Here is a 20,111-nt window from a genome sequence, read left to right as displayed (position 1 = left end):
ACCGGTCGCGATCAATCGCCGCCGGTTTTTTTGTATTGATCGAGTGGAAGCCCCATGCCCATCAAGATACCCGATACGCTGCCCGCCTTCGAAACCCTCGCGACCGAGGGCGTGCGGGTGATGACCGAGACCGTGGCGATCCGTCAGGATATCCGTCCGCTCCAGATCGGGCTCCTCAACCTCATGCCGAACAAGGTCAAGACCGAGATCCAGATGGCGCGCCTGATCGGCGCCTCGCCGCTGCAGGTCGAGCTGTCGCTGATCCGCATCGGCGCGCACCGGGCGAAGAACACGTCCGAGGAACACCTGCTCGCTTTCTACCAGACCTGGGAGGAGGTGAAGGACCGCAAGTTCGACGGCTTCATCATCACCGGTGCGCCCGTCGAAACACTGGAATACGAGGACGTCACCTACTGGGACGAGTTGAAGCGCATCCTCGACTGGACGACGACCAACGTGCATTCGACGCTCAACGTCTGCTGGGGCGCGATGGCGGCGATCTATCATTTCCACGGCGTGCCGAAATACCTGCTTAAGGAGAAAGCCTTCGGCGTCTATCGCCACCAGAACCTGCAGCCCTCCTCCGTCTATCTCAATGGCTTTTCCGACGACTTCGCCGTGCCGGTGTCGCGCTGGACCGAAGTGCGCCGCGCCGACATCAATGGGGTCGCCGACCTCGAGATCCTGATGGAATCGAAGGAGATGGGCGTCTGCCTCGTGCACGAGAAGAAGGGCAAGCGCCTCTACATGTTCAATCACGTGGAGTATGATTCCACCTCGCTGTCGGACGAGTATTTCCGGGACGTGGATGCGGGCGTGCCGATCAAGATGCCGCACGACTATTTCCCGCACAACGATCCGACCCTGCCGCCGCAGAACCGCTGGCGCAGCCACGCGCATCTGTTCTTCGGCAACTGGATCAACGAGATGTACCAGACGACCCCTTACGACATGGACCTGATCGGCAAAGAACAAGACTGAAGCCAAATGTTCATCCCCTTCTTCCTCGAATTGAAGGCTGCGAAGATCCCGGTGACGCTCCGGGAATTCCTGTCCCTGATCGAGGGCCTGGAGGCGGGTATCGCCACCTTCGATATCGAGGCGTTCTACTTTCTCGCCCGCACGGCGCTGGTGAAGGACGAACGCCATATCGACCGCTTCGACGGCGTGTTTCGGCATTGCTTTTCCGGCCTTGAGGCCATCACCCCCGCTGATGATTTCGAGCAGGCGGCGATCCCCGAGGAATGGCTGCGCAAGCTGGCCGAGAAGTATCTGACGGAAGAAGAAAAACGCCTGGTCGAAAGCCTCGGCGGCTTCGAGACGCTGATGGAGACTTTGCGCCAGCGGCTCCGCGAGCAGGAGGGGCGCCACCAGGGCGGCTCAAAATGGATCGGCACCGCCGGCACCTCACCCTTCGGCGCCTATGGCTACAATCCCGAAGGGGTCAGGATCGGCCAGGACGGCTCGCGCCACCGCCGTGCCGTCAAGGTCTGGGACCGGCGCGAGTTCAAGGATTACGACGACACGGTCGAGCTTGGCACGCGCAACATCAAGGTGGCGCTCAAGCGGCTCAGGCGCTGGGTGCGCCAAGGTGCTGCCGACGAACTCGACCTTTCCGGCACGATCCGTGCCACCGCCGAGCACGGTTATCTCGATGTCGTGACCCGGCCGGAACGACGCAACGCCGTCAAGCTCCTGATGTTCTTCGACGTCGGCGGCTCGATGGACGACCATATCCGCATCGTCGAGGAGCTGTTTTCGGCCGCGCGCGGCGAATTCCGCCACATGGAGCATTTCTATTTCCACAACTGCGTCTACGAAGGCCTGTGGAAGGACAATCGCCGCCGCCGCGCCGACATCACCCGCACGACGGAGCTGCTGCGCACCTACGGCAGCGACTACCGCGCGATCTTCGTCGGCGATGCCTCGATGAGCCCTTATGAGATCAGCCATCCCGGCGGCTCGGTCGAGCATTGGAACGACGAGGCCGGTGGCCTCTGGCTCTCGCGCATCGCCGCCCACTTTCCCCGCTCCATCTGGCTCAATCCCGTTGCAGAGCAGCACTGGCGCCATACCCAGTCGATCGGCATGATCAGGACCCTCTTCGCAGGCCGCATGTTTCCTTTGACGCTTGCCGGACTGCAGGAAGCGACGAAACAACTATCGCGCTGAATCTACCGCAGAAAATCTCGATTTCCGGTTGCCGATCCCCAGGAAATGACGCAGGTTGCTTGCCGCAAGGACGGGGAGAACCAGACGATGGACAAGCATGCGGACACGGATATCTTCGGACACCTGTCATCGGGTGAGCCTGTTCACCGTGTTGCACTTTCCGGTGGCGGCCTGACCGCCCATATTCTTACCTGGGGAAGCGTGATCCAGGACCTGCGGCTGGAGGGCCATGAGCCGCCGCTGGTGCTCGGCTTTACCGATCTCGAAAGCTATGTCGCCCATTCCCCTTATTTCGGCGCGACGCCCGGCCGCTGTGCCAACCGCATCGGCGACGGGCGCTTCATGCTCGATGGCGAGCCCCATCAGCTCGAATTGAACGAAAAGGGCGTGACGCACCTGCACGGCGGCAGCGACAACATCGGAAAGCGCAACTGGACGATCGTCGAGCGGACGCGCGACAGCGTCACGCTGGAGATCATCGACCCGGATGGCCGCGCTGGATATCCTGGCAACTGTCAAACCCGCTGCACCTACCAGCTGAAGCCCGGCGGCGTGCTCAGCGTCGTCTACGAGACGGAGACGGACCGGCCGACGCTCGCGAATGTCTGCCAGCACAGCTACTTCAATCTCGATGGCGGCGCGGAAGCGCTCGGCCATGATATCATGATTGCCGCCGACCACTATCTGCCGACCAACGAACGCCAGGTCCCAACCGGTGAAATCCGCCCGGTCGAAGGCACTGCCTTCGATCTCAGGGAGATGACATCGCTCAGGCGCCAGACCGAGGGTAAACGCATCGCCTACGATCACAATTTCTGTCTTTCGCCGGAGCGCATGGCAAAACATTCCGTCGCTCTTGCACGCAGCCTCAATTCCGGCGTGACGATGGAAGTGCTGACGACCGAGCCCGGCGTCCAGCTCTATACCGGCTTCAAGCTCGACGTGCCGGTGCCCGGCCTCGAAGGACGCCGCTATGGCGCCTTTGCCGGCTTCTGCCTGGAAACCCAGGTGTGGCCGGATGCCGTCAATCACCAGGGCTTTCCGAACGCCGTTCTGCGTCCCGGCGAGACCCGTCGCCAGGAAACGGATTACGTCTTCATGAAGAGCTGAGGATTTTTGCCGAGACGATCGGTGACGCGTGCATTGCCGCGAACGTTAGCCGCACGGCTGACGCCTGTCCGAATTATTCAGCGCTTCGCCCGAGGCGAAGAATATTTATATTACAATCGGTTGGGAAAATTGGAGCGGGTGAGGCGATTCGAACGCCCGACCCCAACCTTGGCAAGGTTGTGCTCTACCCCTGAGCTACACCCGCTCATTACCTCGGTCCGGGGGTAGTCGGTGGACCGTGGGTGCCGCTGACTTGCGGCGACGGGCGCTATATGGCCTAAGCGATTTTGGAATGCAACAGGGAAATGTCGAGAAATCGAATATTTTTTGGGAGCCTCCTCAGGAAGCCCGCAAATGCCGCGTTTTCGCCCCGCGCCGCCGTCTCTGAGATTGCACGGCGCGGCCGTTCTCCCCTAAAGCAGACTGGAAAAAAATCGATCGGCAGGAGAATCACCCCGATGAACGACGCGCAACCGAAGACCGCGGACGACCTTTTTCGCTTTCTCGACGATCTCGGCATCGAACACAGCACAAAAAAACACGAGCCCGTGTTCACCGTGGCCGAATCGGTGGCGCTGCGTGACGAAATCCCCGGCGGCCACACCAAGAACCTGTTCGTGAAGGACAAGAAGGACAATTATTTCCTCCTGACCGTCGAAGAACACGCGACTGTCGATCTGAAGACGGTGCACCAGGTCATCGGCGCCGCCAGCAAGGTTTCCTTCGGCAAGCCGGAAAAGCTGATGGAATATCTCGGCGTCATTCCGGGAGCGGTCACCGCGCTCGGCGCGATCAACGACACCGGCGGCAACGTCAAGGTGATCATCGACGAAGACCTGATGGCGTTCGATGTTATCAACTGCCACCCGCTTTCCAACGACGCGACGACCTCGATCGGCTCGAAGGACCTGTTGCGCTTCATGGAAGCCACGGGACATGAACCGCTTGTCTTGAAAGTGACAGCCTGACATACGATCTTTGGCGCGAATGCAGGAAGCCGGATGAAGAGCCGGCGAGGAGAGAAGAATGACGGGCAACGACAATCCCTATGCAGGGTCCTTCGGCAACCAGATGACCGCTTCAGCTTCCTTTGGCGGCCAGCCGCCGGCAGCCGCGCCCCCAAGCGGCGATCTGATCAAGGAAACGACGACCGCCAACTTCGCCAAGGATGTGCTCGACGCGTCGCGCCAGCAGCCTGTTCTCGTCGACTTCTGGGCACCCTGGTGCGGTCCGTGCAAGCAGCTGACCCCGGTGATCGAAAAGGTCGTGACCGAAGCTGCCGGCCGCGTGAAGCTCGTCAAGATGAACATCGACGACCATCCGTCGATCGCCGGCCAGCTCGGCATCCAGTCGATCCCCGCCGTCATCGCCTTCGTCGGCGGGCGACCGGTCGACGGCTTCATGGGGGCGGTGCCTGAGAGCCAGATCAAGCAATTCATCGAAAAGATCGCCGGCCCTGCCGTCGACGACAGCAAGGCCGAGATCGAGGCCGTGCTTGCCGATGCCAAGGCTCTGCTGGAAACGGGCGATGCCGAAAACGCCGCCGGCCTCTTCGGCGCCGTGCTGCAGGCAGACCCGGAGAATACCGTAGCGATTGCCGGCATGGTCGATTGCATGATCACCCTTGGCCAGATTGTCGAAGCGCGCGAAGCGCTGACGAGCCTGCCGGAAGATCTTGCCAAGGACGCCGGCATCAGCGCGGTTGCCAAGAAGCTCAACCAGATCGAGGAAGCCCGCAAGCTCGGCGATCCCAATGCTCTGGAACAGCGCCTGGCAGCCAATCCCGACGACCATGAAGCCCGCCTGATGCTGGCCAAGATCCGCAACGTCGAAGGCGACCGCAATGGCGCGGCGGATCACCTGCTGACGATCATGAAACGCGACCGGGCTTTCGACGATGACGGCGCACGCCGCGAGCTCGTCTCCTTCTTCGAAGTCTGGGGTCCGAAAGACCCGGCGACGATCGCCGCCCGCCGCAAGCTGTCGTCGATCCTGTTTTCCTGAACCACGCAGCAAGATCGGTGCGTTTTTCCCTTGAGATTTTCAAGGGGCGCACCATTTCTTGATCTGGTTGGCCACGCTGCGATGCGTGGCGGGGGCGAGACCGGACATCTGCAAGGTCGATCGGAATGCATGTCGGAAATGCACGTTATCTAGGTCCGCAGGACTTGCCGGAGATCATTCCGGTGTTTCCGCTGACCGGCGCGCTGCTTTTGCCTGGCGCCCAGCTGCCGCTCAACATCTTCGAGCCGCGTTACCTGGCGATGCTCGACGATGCCCTTTCCGGCAATCGGTTGATCGGGATCGTGCAGCCCTCCTTCTGCGAAGGCCGCAACGATATCGGCGTCGGGCCGGTTCCCGCACTCTGTCAGGTCGGCTGCATCGGCCGTATCACCTCCTTTGCCGAAACCGGCGACGGCCGCTACATCACCTCGCTGACGGGCGTGTGCCGCTACCGGCTGTTTAACGAGGTCGCCGGCACGCGCGGCTACCGCCGCTTCCGTATCGGACCGTTCACCGCCGACCTTGAAAATCGCGACGATGAAAGCCTTGTCGACCGTTCGGCGCTGCTGGCAGCCTTCAGGGCCTATCTGGAGGCCAACAAGCTGAAGGCCGATTGGGAGAGTGTCGAGCGCGCCAGCAACCGCACGCTGGTCAATTCCATGGCAATGATGTCGCCCTATGGGCCTGCGGAGAAACAGGCGCTGCTGGAAGCCCCCGACCTCAAGACCCGCGCCGAGACGCTGATCGCCATCACCGAGATCGTGCTCGCGCGCAATTTCGGCGATGTCGACAACATCCTGCAGTAAGCGAGGGCTCGTGGACGTCAACGCCAGTAAGGTCGATCCGAAACTGCTCGAACTGCTCGTCTGCCCGCTGACCAAGGGCCGGCTGAGCTATCACGCCGAAGCAGGCGAGCTGATCTCGGAAAAGGCGCGGCTCGCCTATCCCATCCGCGATGGCGTCCCAATCATGCTGATCTCCGAGGCGCGCAAGATCGAGGACTGACGCAGGCAGACGGGCCGGCCATGGCCAGCCTACGTCTGCTTCCCCCTCACCCGGCCTGCCGGCCACCTTCTCCCCGCATGCGGGGAGAAGGACACCCGCGGCGTCCGCCCGTTCTCACGGCGACTGCTCGTCTTCGATGGCAAACCAGCGTTATAGCGTGTCCGTTTCCCGCGTCCCCTCGCCCCGCCTGCGGGGAGAGGGCTAGGGTGAGGGGCAAACCCAGGAATGCCGCGCTTTGCGGATCAGATCGCCTGACCGGATAGCAGCCGCGGGTCCGCGTCGCCGGCAATGCCGGCAGCCTGGCGGATGAAGAAGCTTTTCAGCGACGGCAGCCGGTCGACGAGCCCGAGGCCGAAATCGCGGGCGATCCGGACCGGCGTGATGTCGTTCGAAAACAGCCGGTTGAGCACATCGGTCGTCACCCCCATGCGGAACGTGTCGAACCGGCGCCAGCTCTGGTAGCGCTCAAGGATGGCGAGCGAACCGATGTCGAGCCCGAGGCGGTCCGCCTCGACGATCGTCTCGGCCAGCGCCGCCACGTCCTTGAAGCCGAGATTGAGGCCCTGGCCGGAGATCGGATGGATTCCGTGGGCGGCATCGCCCGCAAGCGCAAACCGCGGCTTGACGAAATCGCGCGCCAGCGTCAGGCCGAGCGGAAAGGCGCGGCGACCGCCCACGACCTTAAGATGGCCGAGCCTGTGGCCGAAGCGGCGCTCCAGCTCTTCCTCGAACAGAAAATCGTCGCCCTTGACCAGGCGCTCGGCATCGGCGGTGCGCTCGGTCCACACCAGCGACGAGCGATTGTTCTTGAGCGGCAGCGTGGCGAAAGGACCGGCCGGCAGGAAATGCTCCTCGGCCGTGCCCTCATGCGGACGCTCATGCTCGACGGTCGTGACGATACCAGACTGGCCGTAGTCGAACTCGACCGTCTTGATACCGGCCGCATCGCGCAGCTTCGAGCGCACGCCGTCGCAGGCAACCAGCAGCCGGGCTTCCAGCTGTTCGCCGCCGGCAAGCGTCACGGCAACCGCATGATCGCCGCTTTCGAAGGTTTCGACCATCGTCGATTGACGCACGACAACGCCCAATTCCTCGCAGGCATCACGCAGCGCACCGACCATGGCGGTGTTCGGCACCATATGGGCAAAGGGCCTGCCCTCCTCGCCTTCGCCGTCGAAGGTGAGGAAAACCGGCCGCACCGGATCCGACGTCTTCGAATCGGTGATGACCATGCGCCGGATCGGTTCGGCCTCCGGCGCAATCGCTTGCCAGACGCCGAGAACGTCAAGCATGCGCTCGGCGGCGGAAGCGACGGCAGACGCGCGCTCGTCGCGCTTCCAGGCGCCCTCCGGCGCACCGTCGATGACGGAGACGGCCAGATGCGGCGCCGCCTTCTTCAGCGACACCGCGAGCGAAAGGCCGACATAGCCGCCACCGGCAATCAACACATCGATCATCCGCTTTCTCCCGTCGCACTTGAGCATCGTTTCATGCCTATATAGATCAATGCCATCGCCGTTCCTACCGTTGGAGACAGCCGAAATGTCGCGCCCCACTGAGACCGCAACGCCTATGGATGCGCTGCTTGCCACACTCGACCTCGAAAAGCTTGAGGAGAACCTGTTCCGTGGCCGCAGTCCCCAGGTCGGCTGGCAGCGCGTGTTCGGCGGCCAGGTGATCGGCCAGGCCCTGGTCGCAGCCCAGCGCACCGTCGACGAAGGCCGCTACGTGCACTCGCTGCACGCCTATTTCATGCGCCCCGGCGACCCCTCGGTGCCGATCATCTACGAGGTCGACCGCATTCGCGACGGCTCGAGCTTCGCCACCCGCCGTGTCGTCGCCATCCAGCATGGCAAGGCAATCTTCTCGATGTCGGCATCGTTCCAGTATGACGAGGACGGCTTCGAGCATCAGATCGACATACCCAATGTGGCGATGCCGGAAACTCTGCCGGGCGAACAGGAACTGAAGGACAAGTTCCTGGCGCATGCACCCGAAGCGATCCGCCGCTACTGGGAACGGCCGCGGCCGATCGAAATCCGGCCGGTCTCGCTCGCCCACTATTTCGCCCGCAACGACGGCAAGCCGACCCAGGACGTCTGGGTCAAGGCCGTCGGCCAGGTGCCCGACGAGCGCCATCTGCAGGCCGCCGTGCTTGCCTACCTCTCCGACATGACGCTGCTCGACACCTCGCTCTATGCCCATGGCACGTCGGTGTTCGATCGCAACCTGCAGGTTGCAAGCCTCGATCACGCCATGTGGTTCCATCGCCCCTGCAAGATGGACGACTGGCTGCTCTACACCCAGGACAGCCCCAGCGCCCATGGTGCCCGCGGCATGACCCGTGGCAGCCTTTTTGATCGCTCCGGCGTGCTGATTGCCTCGGTGGCGCAGGAAGGCCTGATCCGGAAAAAGGCACTTGAACAAAAATAAGGCGCTTAATCTTTTCTGCCTATTTTTTGATCTTCTAAAGTGACGATTTTTTAGCGCGTCGCGGCACACTTGCTGCGCGCGATAATTTTCCCATGCCTTTTCATGATCTTAGCTCATCGCAACGAATCTGGCACGCCCCTTGAATGTAGCTGTCCGGTTGCAAGGCGCTTTCAGCGTTCGCAGCAAGGAGAGATGGCCTCCGGCCGGAGGCGAACAAGGATGGGAAACCGATGAAAATTGTGATGGCCATTATCAAGCCGTTCAAGCTCGATGAGGTTCGCGAAGCCCTCACTGCTGTTGGCATCCAGGGCCTGACTGTAACCGAGGTCAAAGGCTACGGCCGCCAGAAGGGACATACCGAAATCTATCGCGGCACCGAATACGCCGTGAGCTTCCTGCCAAAGCTGAAGATCGAGATCGCAGTCCCCTCGGAGCTCGTCGACAGGGCCGTCGAAGCGATCGCCGCCGCCGCCAAGACCGGCCAGATCGGTGACGGCAAGATCTTTGTCTATTCGATTGACCATGCCGTGCGCATCCGCACCGGCGAAACCGATTCAGAAGCGTTGTAAGCCACGCCGTTCAGGGAGCACTATTCGATGTCGTCAAGCAAACTTTCTACCTCTCTGGTCAGGATCGGCGCAGCCTCTGCCGCCCTTCTTTCGCCGGTCGTCGCCTTTGCCCAGGAAGCCGCACCGGCAGCAGCCGCTGCCACGGCCGCAGCGCCCGTTCCCGACAAGGCCGACACGGCCTTCATGTTCATCTCCACCCTGCTCGTCTTCTTCATGCTGATCCCGGGCCTCGCCTTGTTCTATGGTGGCCTCGCACGCGCCAAGAACATGCTGTCGGTGCTGATGCAGTGCACGGTCATCGGCGCAACGATGATGATCGTCTGGGTCGTATACGGCTATTCCTTCGCCTTCGGCGGCTCGACCAGCCCCTACTTCGGCGGCTTTGCCAAGATGTTCCTGGCAGGCGTCTCGACTGACAGCACGTCGGCCACCTTCTCCGAAGGCGTGGTCATTCCGGAATACATCTTCATGCTGTTCCAGATGACGTTCGCGGCGCTGACGCCGGCCCTCATCATCGGCGCCTTTGCCGAGCGCATCAAGTTCTCCGCAGCTGTACTCTTCTCCGTGCTCTGGGCAACCTTCGTCTACTTCCCGATCGCCCACATGGTCTGGGACGGCAACGGCCTGCTCTTCGGCATGGGCGCTCTCGATTTTGCCGGCGGCACCGTCGTACACATCAATGCCGGCGTTGCGGGCCTGATCGGCGCGATCATGGTCGGCAAGCGCACAGGCTTCGGCAAGGACATGATGGCACCGCATTCGATGACACTGACACTCGTCGGTGCGGCGATGCTGTGGTTCGGCTGGTTCGGCTTCAACGCCGGGTCCAACCTTGAAGCGTCAGGCGGCGCGATGCTCGCAACCGTCAACACCTTCCTTGCAACAGCAGCGGCCATCCTCTCCTGGTCGGTCGTCGAAACCTTTACCCGCGGCAAGGCCTCGATGCTGGGCGCCGCCTCGGGCATGATCGCCGGCCTCGTCGCCATCACGCCGGCTGCCGGCATTGCCGGTCCGATGGGCGCGATCGTCATGGGTCTGATCGTTTCGCCGCTGTGCTACTTCTTCGTCTCGGTGGTGAAGAACAAGTTCGGTTACGACGACACCGCTGACGTCTTCGGCGTCCATGGCGTCGGTGGCTTCTTCGGCGCGCTGGCGACCGGCATCTTCGCCTCGTCGTCGCTCGGCGGCATCGGTTACGCAGACGGCGTCACCATGGGCGGCCAGTTCATGACCCAGCTGACCGCCGTCGCCATCACCATCGTCTGGTGCGGCGTGGTCTCGGCCATCCTCTACAAGGTCGTCGACGCGATCGTCGGGCTCCGGGTTTCGGTCGAAGCCGAACGCGAAGGTCTCGACCTCTCGTCCCACGGCGAAGCCGCCTATCACAACTAAGCCAATTGCGGCGCCGTCCACAGGCGCCGCTCACCGTCCCGTCGCGGTCCGTCTGATGCGGATCGCCTTTGGCCCGGATCGAAAGATCCGGGCTTTTTTGCTGAATTGCGCGGGTTTCGGACCTTCGCCCTCGGTATTTTAGCAGCACACGCGCATGGTTAATGTCGCATTAACCGTGCTTCGCTTAGGTTGATTCCATGGCGCGCAATGTGCCTTTAAGATCGAGACGGGCAGCAGGCAACATGAGCAGAAGCAATCCGGCAACGCTTGACAGCCGTTCCAACCGGTTCGTGCTAACCACTTTCGTTTGGCGACAGATCGCGTCGCTGGCGGGCTTCGCGCTGTTTGGCGCGCTGGCGCTGGCCATCGCCGCGCTGTCGACATGGAACGTTGCCGATCCGAGCTTCTCCTATGCCACCTCGGACGAGCCGACCAATGTGCTTGGTTATGCGGGCGCAGCGTTTGCCGACATCTTCATGCAGTTCTTCGGGCTTGCAAGCGTCGTCGCGCTGCTCCCGGCCGTCGCCTGGGCACTGGTGCTGATCGGCGGCAAGCGCTTCGACAAGATCGTCAAGCGTCTCGCCCTCTGGTTCGTCGGATCGGTGCTTGCCGGCGCTGCCTTGAGCTGCGTGCCTGCGCCGATCACCTGGCCGCTGCCCAATGGCCTCGGTGGCGTCTTCGGCGACATGATCCTGCGTTTTCCGGCGCTCTTCACCGGCGCCTTCCCGACCGGCACCTTCGCCACCGTGCTCGCCTGCATCTTTGCCGCCCCGGCCGCCTGGTGCCTGATCTACAGCGCCGGTCTGATCGGTGTCGGCGAGGAAGAGGACGAAGACGAGATCGAAGAGCCGACGCCGAGCAAGGCGCGCACCGTGCGCGACGAACTGGATGAAGACGACAGCGAAGGCCCCTTCACGCTGCTGATGGGCTCGTTCGCGCATATGCGCTATACGGTCCAGGCGCGCGTGCGCCGCATCTTCGGCATGAGCGGCACCCGCACCCCGACCAAGCGCCAGTACGACGAACCCTACGATTTCAACAATGACGAATTCGGCACGCTGAACGAGCCGGCCCGGCCGAAGCCGATGGCCGCGGGCGACCGCATCGAACCTTCCCTCGACCGCTCCGAGCGGTCACTTGACCGCTCCGAGCGCCGCGTCGTCACGCCGCCGCCGATCATGGCCGACGACGATGACGACATGCCCTTCGACATGGACGAGCGCCGCCCCGCCGGCATTCTGCCGGATGACGAAGACGACGACATCGCATCCGATTGGGCACCGAAATCCGCACCGCCGAAGCAGGGTCTGCAGAAGGCCGGTTCGCGGGTTGCGACGCCGCCCCCTCGCCCGAAGACGAGCGAGCGGCTCGAACGCGAAGCGCAGCGCTCCTTCGTCGAAGACGACGACGGCGATTTCGCGCTGCCGCCGATGCATTTCCTCGCCGAGCCGAAGAACGTCACCCGCGATGCCTCGCTCTCCGCCGACGCGCTGGAGCAGAACGCCCGCATGCTCGAGGGCGTGCTCGAGGACTTCGGCGTCAAGGGTGAGATCATCCACGTTCGCCCCGGTCCGGTCGTCACCCTCTATGAACTGGAGCCGGCGCCGGGCATCAAATCCTCCCGCGTCATCGGGCTTGCCGACGACATCGCCCGCTCGATGAGCGCGATCGCTGCCCGCGTCGCCGTCGTTCCCGGCCGCAACGCCATCGGTATCGAACTGCCGAACCAGCGCCGCGAAACCGTCTATCTGCGCGAACTGGTCGGATCGCGTGACTTCGAGACGAGCAAGGCGCGCCTGGCCATGGCGCTCGGCAAGACCATCGGTGGCGAACCCGTGGTCGCCGATCTCGCCAAGATGCCGCATCTGCTCGTCGCCGGCACCACCGGCTCGGGCAAGTCGGTGGCAATCAACACCATGATCCTGTCGCTGCTCTACCGCCTGCGTCCCGACCAGTGCCGGCTGATCATGATCGATCCCAAGATGCTCGAACTCTCCGTCTATGACGGCATTCCGCACCTGCTTTCGCCCGTGGTGACCGACCCGAAGAAGGCGGTCGTCGCGCTCAAGTGGACGGTGCGCGAGATGGAAGAGCGCTACAAGAAGATGTCGAAGATCGGCGTGCGCAACATCGACGGCTTCAACACCCGCGTCGAGCAGGCACTGGCCAAGGGTGATGCGATCACCCGCACGGTGCAGACCGGCTTCGACCGCCAGACCGGCGAAGCGATCTACGAGACCGAGGAATTCGACCTGTCGCCGATGCCCTATATCGTCGTCATCATCGACGAAATGGCCGACCTGATGATGGTCGCCGGCAAGGACATCGAAGGCGCAGTGCAGCGGCTGGCGCAGATGGCGCGCGCCGCCGGCATCCATGTGATCATGGCGACGCAGCGCCCCTCGGTCGACGTCATCACCGGCACGATCAAGGCCAACTTCCCGACCCGCATCTCCTTCCAGGTGACCTCGAAGATCGACAGCCGCACCATCCTTGGCGAACAGGGCGCCGAACAGCTGCTCGGCATGGGCGACATGCTCTACATGGCCGGCGGCGGGCGCATCCAGCGCGTCCACGGTCCGTTCGTCTCCGACACCGAAGTCGAGGAAGTCGTCGCCTATCTGAAGACCCAGGGCACGCCGCAATATCTCGACGCGATCACCGAAGATGACGACGAGGACAACGATGGCGGCGGCCCGGCCGGCACGTCCAATCTCGCCGATTCCGACGACCCTTATGACCAGGCCGTGGCGATCGTGCTGCGCGACGGCAAGGCCTCCACATCCTACGTGCAACGTCGCCTCGGGATCGGCTATAATAGGGCCGCGTCGCTGATCGAGCGCATGGAGCAGGAAGGCATCATCGGCCCGGCGAACCACGCCGGAAAACGGGAAATTCTCGTGCCGACCGAAGCGGAAATCACCGGCCGATAAGCCCGATCCTCAGCGGGGCGACAAAACGGCAGCCCGGTAACGGTCATGTGAGAGCGCAGCGCCTCGAAGGCCATGAAAAACGCCTTGAAGGTGCCGCACTTGCGCTCCAGATGATCTAGGAAATGAAGGAGACTGCGATGACAGAAACGAAAACCACCCAGGGCAACAATCCGGCGATATCGCGCCGCGTATTCGTTGGTGGCCTCGCGGCGCTCGCGGGCATGGGTGGCGCCGGTCTTGACGTCACGAAAGCCTTTGCGCAGGCGACGGGCTCCGCCCAGAAGATCGCCGACCATTTCTCGTCCGTCAAAACCATGGCCGGCGAATTCGTGCAATTCGGGCCACGCGGCGAGCAGACCGGCGGCAAGTTCTACATCCGCCGCCCCGGCCGCATCCGCTTCAACTACGAGGCGCCTTCGCCCATGCGCGTGATCGCCGACGGCAAGTCGGTGGTCATCGGCAACATGAAGCTGAAGACATGGGACATCTACCCGCTGTCGAAGACGCCGCTCAACCTGTTGCTCAGCGAACGGATCGACCTGCGAGGCAAGATGGTGCGCGGCGTCAAGGAAGAGTCCGATCTCATCACCATCGTGCTCGGCGACCGCTCGATCTTCGGCGATTCGACCATCACCATGATGTTCGACCCGAAGACCTACGACCTGCGCCAGTGGACGATTACCGACGCGCAGAAGAAGGACACTTCGGTGATGATCTTCAACGTCCAGACCGGCATGGCGCTGGACGACAAGGTGTTCAAGATCCCCTACGACGAAGTGCGCAACAAGGGCCGTTGACGGCCTTTTCGTCAGCCGTGCTTGTGGACATCGGCCGCCTTTAGGCGGCCTTTTTCATGCCTTCCTTGTCGCCGGCCGCCGGACCTGCTTAAACCGCTCGGACATCGAGAATACACCCGTCCTGAGCCGGCTTCCCATCGGTCGAACGCCCGGACCTACCCGATCATGGGGAATGAGCAATGGCCCTTTCCGTCGCCACGTGGAACATCAACTCCGTTCGCCTGCGCATGCCGCTGGTCGAGCACCTCTTGAAGACCTGGCAGCCCGACATTCTCTGCCTTCAGGAAACCAAGTGCCCAAACGACCAGTTTCCATCGAAGCCGCTGAAAGCGCTCGGCTATAACCATATCGAGATGCATGGCCAGAAGGGCTATCACGGCGTCGCGACGATCTCGCGCCTGCCGCTGCACGAACTCAGCGATCGCCGCGACTATTGCGGCGTCGGCGATGCGCGCCACCTCTCGGTGGTGTTTGAAGCCGGCGGCAAAAAAATCCGGCTGCACAATTTCTACGTTCCGGCCGGCGGCGACGAACCGGACCGCTCGATCAATCCAAAGTTCGGCCACAAGCTCGATTTCGTGGAAGAGATGAAGCTGTTGCACGCCGAGGCTGATGCCGGCATCTCGTCGATCCTCGTCGGCGATCTCAACATCGCGCCGCTCGAGGACGACGTCTGGTCGCACAAGCAACTCTTGAAGATCGTCAGCCATACGCCGATCGAAACCGAGGGCCTGACCACGGTGATGAATGGTGGCGCCTGGGTCGATCTGATGCGCCAGCACACGCCGTCACCGACCAAGCTCTACACCTGGTGGAGCTACCGCGCAAAGGATTGGGAGGCCGCCGACCGCGGCCGGCGCCTCGACCATATCTGGTCTTCAGCCGACCTCGCGCCGAAGCTCACGCAGGTGGATATCCTGCGCGAGGCACGCGGCTGGGAGCGGCCGTCGGACCATGTGCCGGTGATCGCGCATTTCGACATCTAGCGCGATCGGTCGCCAGACGTTCGGCCGTTTATCGGGGGTGCGTCAGGCGAATCGGCTCGCAAGCGCGCCGGCGCGGCGGATCATTGCCTGCAGGTTCTCGCGGATGCGCGCCTCGACGAGGGCGGCAACTTCCGGGTACTCCTCCAGCATGCGCCGGAAGAGCGGACGATTGATGCGGATCACTTCGCTGTCTTCGTCGGCGGTCGCGGTGAACTTGCGCTCCACCATCGAGATCAGCGCCAGCTCGGACAGAAGCGCGCCACGGCCGACGGTGGTGATCTCCTCCATCGCGCCATCGGCATTGGCCTTCGAAAGCGAGAGGCTGCCGCTGGCAATGGCATAAGCGCAATCGGCCGGCGCACCTTCGCGAAACAGCTCCTGCCCCTTGAACACCCGGCGACGCTCCGCACCAAAGGCGATCAGCCTCAGCTTGTCCTCGCTGATATCGGCAAAAAGCGGCACATTGGACAGAAGAACGATGTCGTCGTTGAGCGCCAAGCGGCTAACCTCCCTGAATCACGATGCCTTCGGGTTCGCTCCCCAAGCGCATGGCGATCGATGCGAATAGTCCCAAGTGACTGACATGCGGAAAGTCATCCGACGTCGCCATCTCACGGAACGATCTTATAGCCGCCGTTCTCTGTCACCAAAATCTCGGCATTGGAAGGGTCGCGCTCGATTTTCTGGCGAAGCCGGTAGACATGCGTTTCGAGCGTGTGCGTCGTCACACCGGAATTGTAGCCCCAGACTTCCTCAAGCAGCACGTCGCGCGTCACCACCTTCTGGTCGGCGCGATAGAGATAGCGGATGATCGCCGCTTCCTTTTCGGTCAGCCGGATCTTCTGGCCGTTTTCGAGCGTCAGCAGCTTCTGGCTGGGCTTGAACGTATAGGGGCCGACGCTGAACGTCGCATCTTCGCTCTGTTCGTGCTGGCGCAGCTGCGCACGGATGCGGGCGAGCAGCACGGCAAAGCGGAATGGCTTGGTGACGTAATCATTGGCACCCGCTTCCAGACCGAGGATCGTATCCGAATCGGTATCGTGGCCGGTCAGCATGATGATCGGCGCCTTGAAGCCGCCCTTGCGCAGGAGCTTGACCGCCTCGCGCCCATCCATGTCGGGCAAGCCGACATCCATGATCAACAGGTCGACCTGCTGGGCGCGCGCCGCCTGTATGCCCTTGCCGGCAGACGCTTCCTGAAGAAGATCGAACTCCTCGTAGAGCGAAAGCTGCTCGACCAACGTTTCGCGCAGGTCATTGTCGTCGTCGACAAGAAGAATGGTACGGGTCGCCATGGGACAATTCCTGTTTGCTTCCGGTTTCAAACTAGCTCAAATGCCCGTGTTGGCAAGCGAACCGGTTTTGGAACCGCGTTATATATGCAACCGTGCTTATGGTGCCCGCCAAATCACGGACAATTCAAAAATCTGTGAGAGAGATGCGCAAGAAAACGTCGGGAAGAAGGCCAGTCAAATCCGTCATCACCGTCCGACCTGCCCCGCTTGATCGCAGGCGTGCATTGGTTACCTTCGATGGCCGCACGGAGCAAGCGGCCATCGGCCGCAGCGGCATCACCAGCCGCAAGCGCGAGGGCGACGGCGCGACACCACGCGCCGCGATGAAGCTCATCGGCGGCTATGTCAGGCGCGACCGGATCGCGTTGCCGCCGACGCCCTTGCCGACAAAGGCAACCCGCAAGGAAATGCTCTGGTGCGATGCACCTAGTCACGCCCGCTACAATCGCCCGGCCAAGGCGCCATTCGCGCCGAGCCACGAGGAACTGATGCGTGACGACGGGCTCTACGACGTCTGCCTTGTGATGGACTGGAACCTGACCAGTCGCCGCCGTCATGCCGGCTCCGCGATCTTCTTCCACCTCATTCGCCCCGGATACGTGCCGACTGCGGGCTGTGTCGCCATCAGCCTGGCTTCGATGCGCCGGTTGATCCCGCACCTGCGTCGCGGCACCATCGTCAAGGTCCTGTGACGCCGCCGCATCTGCGCCAATATGCCCCGATACCGGCGATCGGCATGAGAATTCGGAAAGCATAACCCGAGCGAGAATTCTCGCCGTGCACAACCATAAACACTTCCGCAAGCTCTGACGTCTATGTAGCCTCCAGCAAGATTTGCAGGGCGAGTGCAGCCGATGCTGACGACGATGGCCAAAGCGATACCGGCGACCGATGGACGCTTCCTCGGGATAGAGGAAGTTCGCGCTCTTGCGGACGGCGCCTCGCAAGATTCCCACATTGCGAGGCTGCTCGACTGGGTCGAATCCTATCTGATGAACAGTCATCCCGATCTCGGACGAACCGGCGCCGTTTGCCCTTTCACCCGCCAGGCCGCCAAGATCGATACGGTTCGCCTCGCGGTTTCCCACGCGCGCGCCAGTGACGAAGACGACGCTTTCACCCTCATCCGTGGCGCGTTCGACGCGCTTGAAGCGATCCCCTGCAAGCCTACGATGAAGCATTTCCGCACCGTTATCGTCGGCTTTCCAGATTGCGACGATCGGGATGGGATCGCGATGTTGAAGCGGATCCAGCGGCGGCATAGGTTCTATTCGCTCGCGCGCGCCCGGATGATCGGCATGATGCACGCGGGGTCGCAGGATCGTGGCCTGTGGAACCCGGACTTCCGGCCGTTGCGCTCGCCGATGCCGGTCCTGGCGATCCGGCATCTGGTCGAAAACGACGCCCCGTTTGCCGCTCTCCATCCCGCTCTCATGGTTGCCTATCTCGCCCGTTTTCCGATCAAGGGAACGCAGCGGCTCGTCAATCACTTCCGAAGCCGCTGAACCATGCCCAGCCGAGCGACGTCGCCGATCGCCGAGACAATCCAGAGGATTGCAAGCCCCTGCCGTTCTGCGGACGACCTTGATATCAGCGTCGTCACAAGCCTCGACGGCTTCATGGCCTTGCAGGAGGATTGGGACGATCTGTTCGAGCGGGCGGCTGCGCCTCAGCAGGTCTTTCAGCGCCATATCTTCCTGCGCTACTGGGCACGACACTATCTCGACCCAAAGACACAGCTCTGCATTCTCACCGGCCGTGTCGATGGACGCCTCGTAACGGTCTGGCCGCTTGTGCGTCGGCGCAAGTTGGGGGTGGATGCGCTCTCCTTCATGGGCGCGCCGGTGGCGCAGTTCGGCGATGTGCTGGTCGAGGCCGGTGACGGCAGACCTGCCTTGCTCCAGGCCGGCTGGAATGCCGTGACAGCGCTTGGCGCCGACCTTTTCGAGGCGCGGCGGGTAAGGGCGGATGCCGCCCTGTGCGGTGCGCCTGTGCCGATGGCAGCCGCCTTGCCTGGAGACATGCAGGCGCCCTTCGCAAGCCTGGCGCGGCGGGTATCGGCCGACGGCCCTGGCATCGCCTATTCCCCGCGCGAGCGATCGAGCTTCCGGCGCCGCCTGCGAAGGCTTCGCGAACGCGGTGAAATCACCTTCAGCGAGCCGGTTTCGGGGCAGGCCGCCGCGCGGGCGGCAATGGCCGCCATTGCCATCAAGAGAAACTGGTTGCTTGAAAAAGCCATCCTGTCTCCGGCCGTCATGGACAGCCGTTTTCAGACGTTCTTCGAAGATCTGGCCGGTGATGCCGCGGCCGGCCTCCACGTCACGGCAGTGGCCTGTGATGGGCAGCCTGTCGGTATCGACCTCGCCCTCGATTGCAAGGGCCATACGTTCGGCCATGTGCTTGCAGCCGCCTCCGGCTATGAGGGCGAGGGCTTGGGACGGTTGCTGATCCACAGGACATTCGCAGCAGCAGCCCATCGCGGCAATCGTGTGTTCGACCTGCTGGCGCCGGCGGACGCTTACAAGATGCAGCATGCCGATGGACATGTCGCAATCAGGGACTATGCCCCCGCATTCTCGTGGCGCGGCCGGCTGATGCGCGCACTGGTGCTGGAGCGACTGCTTCCGATGACCAAGGCCGTGGCCAAGCGTCTGCCTGCCCGCTGGATGCAAAAGCTTGTCACGCGAAAGATCCGGGCCGAGCAGGCTTCTCAAGCGAGCTGACGGGGCGTGACAAAATCGATGAGGCGGCATCCGTCCGGGGCAAGGTCCTCCCAGCCGGAACCGTCGAACTCGAATACGGCAAGCGCCGCCGTCGGAAATTTCTGCTGCATGCGCGCAAGCGCCTCTTGCTTGCCCGAACCCGCAAGCTGATGGGCGAGATCCTCCATGCCCGGATTATGCCCGACGACAAGCAGGTTGCGGATGGCCGGGTCGACCGCGCGAATGGTGGCCAGAATGCCGGGTGCTGCAACTTCGTAGATGTCGCGTGTCTCACGGGCGGGGATTGGCGGCGGCAGGATGCCCTTGACCAGCGTCCAGGTTTCCCGCGCCCGCCGCGCCGTGGAAACGATCGCCAGCCCGGGGATCAACCCTTTTCGCTCCATGTAGGCGCCGACCAGCGGTGCCGCGTTGCGGCCGCGTTCGCCGAGCGGGCGATCGTGATCCGCAACACCTTCGGGCCAGGCGGACTTGGCATGGCGCAACAGCATCAGGCGGTATGTCTGCGTACTGTGATCCCTGGCCACCACGTTCTCCCTCGCAACGACGTGCGATCCTCGCTGACAGGTACGGGGCTATTCTGGCATCACACCGCCATTTTGTCCCCGCAAGAGTGGACCATAAAAAAGGCCGCCCCGAGGGGCGGCCATCAACGCCGGAAAAGCTCAAGAACCGGCTTATTTTGGTACGCGCAG

The 20,111-nt window shown here is 62.7% G+C and carries 20 protein-coding genes and 1 tRNA gene; 16 read left to right on the top strand and 5 right to left on the bottom strand.

Annotated elements, in window-relative coordinates; all coding sequences use genetic code 11:
• The first annotated feature begins 54 nt into the window (after positions 1–54).
• From metA to HT585_RS18525, 3 genes are all read left to right on the top strand, one after another.
• Complete coding sequence (gene metA, locus HT585_RS18535) at positions 55–981, top strand: homoserine O-acetyltransferase MetA (RefSeq protein ID WP_176354370.1); 927 nt, start codon at positions 55–57, stop codon at positions 979–981.
• A gap of 6 nt (positions 982–987) precedes the next feature.
• On the top strand, positions 988–2,172 hold the full coding sequence (locus HT585_RS18530) for a vWA domain-containing protein (RefSeq protein ID WP_176354369.1): 1,185 nt from the start codon (positions 988–990) through the stop codon (positions 2,170–2,172).
• A gap of 87 nt (positions 2,173–2,259) precedes the next feature.
• Complete coding sequence (locus HT585_RS18525; protein WP_176354368.1) at positions 2,260–3,282, top strand: aldose epimerase family protein; 1,023 nt, start codon at positions 2,260–2,262, stop codon at positions 3,280–3,282.
• A 130-nt stretch (positions 3,283–3,412) separates the two neighbouring features.
• Here HT585_RS18525 and HT585_RS18520 read toward each other — a convergent pair.
• A tRNA-Gly gene (locus tag HT585_RS18520) sits at positions 3,413–3,487 on the bottom strand.
• A gap of 253 nt (positions 3,488–3,740) precedes the next feature.
• Here HT585_RS18520 and HT585_RS18515 point away from each other — a divergent pair.
• The 4 genes from HT585_RS18515 to HT585_RS18500 all read left to right on the top strand — a co-directional run bounded on the left by HT585_RS18515 (position 3,741) and on the right by HT585_RS18500 (position 6,291).
• The gene (locus HT585_RS18515; protein WP_176354367.1) at positions 3,741–4,250 is read left to right on the top strand and encodes a prolyl-tRNA synthetase associated domain-containing protein; all 510 of its coding nucleotides are present in this window, start codon (positions 3,741–3,743) and stop codon (positions 4,248–4,250) included.
• A 58-nt stretch (positions 4,251–4,308) separates the two neighbouring features.
• Entirely contained in the window at positions 4,309–5,286 is a 978-nt protein-coding gene (gene trxA / locus HT585_RS18510) for a thioredoxin (protein WP_176354366.1), read from the top strand.
• A 125-nt stretch (positions 5,287–5,411) separates the two neighbouring features.
• The gene (locus HT585_RS18505) at positions 5,412–6,092 is read left to right on the top strand and encodes an LON peptidase substrate-binding domain-containing protein (RefSeq protein ID WP_176354365.1); all 681 of its coding nucleotides are present in this window, start codon (positions 5,412–5,414) and stop codon (positions 6,090–6,092) included.
• 10 nt (positions 6,093–6,102) lie between these two features.
• Positions 6,103–6,291: a Trm112 family protein gene (locus HT585_RS18500; RefSeq protein WP_077500831.1), complete on the top strand. Its 189-nt coding sequence runs from the start codon at positions 6,103–6,105 to the stop codon at positions 6,289–6,291.
• Positions 6,292–6,533: 242 nt separating this feature from the next.
• Here HT585_RS18500 and HT585_RS18495 read toward each other — a convergent pair whose 3' ends face one another.
• Positions 6,534–7,748, bottom strand: a complete 1,215-nt coding sequence (locus HT585_RS18495) for a ubiquinone biosynthesis hydroxylase (protein ID WP_176354364.1) — start codon at positions 7,746–7,748, stop codon at positions 6,534–6,536.
• 85 nt (positions 7,749–7,833) lie between these two features.
• Between HT585_RS18495 and tesB the strand changes: the two genes are divergently transcribed.
• From tesB to HT585_RS18465, 6 genes are all read left to right on the top strand, one after another.
• The gene (gene tesB, locus HT585_RS18490; RefSeq protein ID WP_176354363.1) at positions 7,834–8,724 is read left to right on the top strand and encodes an acyl-CoA thioesterase II; all 891 of its coding nucleotides are present in this window, start codon (positions 7,834–7,836) and stop codon (positions 8,722–8,724) included.
• A gap of 230 nt (positions 8,725–8,954) precedes the next feature.
• Entirely contained in the window at positions 8,955–9,293 is a 339-nt protein-coding gene (locus HT585_RS18485; RefSeq protein ID WP_077500834.1) for a P-II family nitrogen regulator, read from the top strand.
• 27 nt (positions 9,294–9,320) lie between these two features.
• Positions 9,321–10,685: an ammonium transporter gene (locus HT585_RS18480; protein WP_176354362.1), complete on the top strand. Its 1,365-nt coding sequence runs from the start codon at positions 9,321–9,323 to the stop codon at positions 10,683–10,685.
• Between the two features lie 242 nt (positions 10,686–10,927).
• A complete protein-coding gene (locus HT585_RS18475; RefSeq protein WP_176354361.1) occupies positions 10,928–13,618 on the top strand; it encodes an FtsK/SpoIIIE family DNA translocase in 2,691 nt (896 codons plus the stop codon).
• A gap of 137 nt (positions 13,619–13,755) precedes the next feature.
• A complete protein-coding gene (locus tag HT585_RS18470; RefSeq protein WP_176354360.1) occupies positions 13,756–14,415 on the top strand; it encodes an outer membrane lipoprotein carrier protein LolA in 660 nt (219 codons plus the stop codon).
• A gap of 179 nt (positions 14,416–14,594) precedes the next feature.
• Positions 14,595–15,401, top strand: coding sequence for an exodeoxyribonuclease III (locus tag HT585_RS18465; RefSeq protein WP_176354359.1), 807 nt, complete (start codon positions 14,595–14,597; stop codon positions 15,399–15,401).
• 42 nt (positions 15,402–15,443) lie between these two features.
• On the opposite strand, the gene HT585_RS18460 is transcribed toward HT585_RS18465, so the two are convergent.
• Both HT585_RS18460 and HT585_RS18455 read right to left on the bottom strand, forming a co-directional pair.
• Positions 15,444–15,899: a cyclic nucleotide-binding domain-containing protein gene (locus tag HT585_RS18460; RefSeq protein ID WP_176354358.1), complete on the bottom strand. Its 456-nt coding sequence runs from the start codon at positions 15,897–15,899 to the stop codon at positions 15,444–15,446.
• Positions 15,900–16,012: 113 nt separating this feature from the next.
• Complete coding sequence (locus HT585_RS18455; protein ID WP_077500839.1) at positions 16,013–16,696, bottom strand: response regulator transcription factor; 684 nt, start codon at positions 16,694–16,696, stop codon at positions 16,013–16,015.
• Positions 16,697–16,839: 143 nt separating this feature from the next.
• Here HT585_RS18455 and HT585_RS18450 point away from each other — a divergent pair, with 143 nt between their 5' ends.
• The 3 genes from HT585_RS18450 to HT585_RS18440 all read left to right on the top strand — a co-directional run bounded on the left by HT585_RS18450 (position 16,840) and on the right by HT585_RS18440 (position 19,419).
• Complete coding sequence (locus tag HT585_RS18450) at positions 16,840–17,388, top strand: L,D-transpeptidase family protein (RefSeq protein ID WP_176354357.1); 549 nt, start codon at positions 16,840–16,842, stop codon at positions 17,386–17,388.
• A 162-nt stretch (positions 17,389–17,550) separates the two neighbouring features.
• Entirely contained in the window at positions 17,551–18,201 is a 651-nt protein-coding gene (locus tag HT585_RS18445; protein ID WP_176354356.1) for a DUF6875 domain-containing protein, read from the top strand.
• Positions 18,202–18,204: 3 nt separating this feature from the next.
• The gene (locus tag HT585_RS18440) at positions 18,205–19,419 is read left to right on the top strand and encodes a GNAT family N-acetyltransferase (protein WP_176354355.1); all 1,215 of its coding nucleotides are present in this window, start codon (positions 18,205–18,207) and stop codon (positions 19,417–19,419) included.
• On the opposite strand, the gene HT585_RS18435 is transcribed toward HT585_RS18440, so the two are convergent.
• The gene (locus HT585_RS18435) at positions 19,407–19,943 is read right to left on the bottom strand and encodes a SixA phosphatase family protein (RefSeq protein ID WP_425513764.1); all 537 of its coding nucleotides are present in this window, start codon (positions 19,941–19,943) and stop codon (positions 19,407–19,409) included. The genes HT585_RS18440 and HT585_RS18435 overlap by 13 nt on opposite strands.
• Positions 19,944–20,111 lie beyond the last annotated feature (168 nt).

This window comes from Ensifer oleiphilus (genome assembly GCF_013371465.1).
GTDB lineage: Bacteria > Pseudomonadota > Alphaproteobacteria > Rhizobiales > Rhizobiaceae > Ensifer > Ensifer oleiphilus.
This window is presented reverse-complemented; position numbering and strand designations above follow the sequence as displayed.

Excerpts from the sequence above, each read along its gene's own strand:
- HT585_RS18455 (WP_077500839.1), bottom strand. The coding sequence starts at position 16,696 with ATGGCGACCCGTACCATTCTTCTTGTCGACGACGACAATGACCTGCGC.
- HT585_RS18480 (WP_176354362.1), top strand. The coding sequence starts at position 9,321 with ATGTCGTCAAGCAAACTTTCTACCTCTCTGGTCAGGATCGGCGCAGCC.
- HT585_RS18470 (WP_176354360.1), top strand. The coding sequence starts at position 13,756 with ATGACAGAAACGAAAACCACCCAGGGCAACAATCCGGCGATATCGCGC.
- HT585_RS18440 (WP_176354355.1), top strand. The coding sequence starts at position 18,205 with ATGCCCAGCCGAGCGACGTCGCCGATCGCCGAGACAATCCAGAGGATT.
- HT585_RS18485 (WP_077500834.1), top strand. The coding sequence starts at position 8,955 with ATGAAAATTGTGATGGCCATTATCAAGCCGTTCAAGCTCGATGAGGTT.
- tesB (WP_176354363.1), top strand. The coding sequence starts at position 7,834 with ATGTCGCGCCCCACTGAGACCGCAACGCCTATGGATGCGCTGCTTGCC.
- metA (WP_176354370.1), top strand. The coding sequence starts at position 55 with ATGCCCATCAAGATACCCGATACGCTGCCCGCCTTCGAAACCCTCGCG.
- HT585_RS18450 (WP_176354357.1), top strand. The coding sequence starts at position 16,840 with ATGCGCAAGAAAACGTCGGGAAGAAGGCCAGTCAAATCCGTCATCACC.
- HT585_RS18530 (WP_176354369.1), top strand. The coding sequence starts at position 988 with ATGTTCATCCCCTTCTTCCTCGAATTGAAGGCTGCGAAGATCCCGGTG.
- trxA (WP_176354366.1), top strand. The coding sequence starts at position 4,309 with ATGACGGGCAACGACAATCCCTATGCAGGGTCCTTCGGCAACCAGATG.
- HT585_RS18525 (WP_176354368.1), top strand. The coding sequence starts at position 2,260 with ATGGACAAGCATGCGGACACGGATATCTTCGGACACCTGTCATCGGGT.
- HT585_RS18505 (WP_176354365.1), top strand. The coding sequence starts at position 5,412 with ATGCATGTCGGAAATGCACGTTATCTAGGTCCGCAGGACTTGCCGGAG.
- HT585_RS18465 (WP_176354359.1), top strand. The coding sequence starts at position 14,595 with ATGGCCCTTTCCGTCGCCACGTGGAACATCAACTCCGTTCGCCTGCGC.
- HT585_RS18445 (WP_176354356.1), top strand. The coding sequence starts at position 17,551 with ATGCTGACGACGATGGCCAAAGCGATACCGGCGACCGATGGACGCTTC.
- HT585_RS18515 (WP_176354367.1), top strand. The coding sequence starts at position 3,741 with ATGAACGACGCGCAACCGAAGACCGCGGACGACCTTTTTCGCTTTCTC.
- HT585_RS18495 (WP_176354364.1), bottom strand. The coding sequence starts at position 7,748 with ATGATCGATGTGTTGATTGCCGGTGGCGGCTATGTCGGCCTTTCGCTC.
- HT585_RS18475 (WP_176354361.1), top strand. The coding sequence starts at position 10,928 with ATGAGCAGAAGCAATCCGGCAACGCTTGACAGCCGTTCCAACCGGTTC.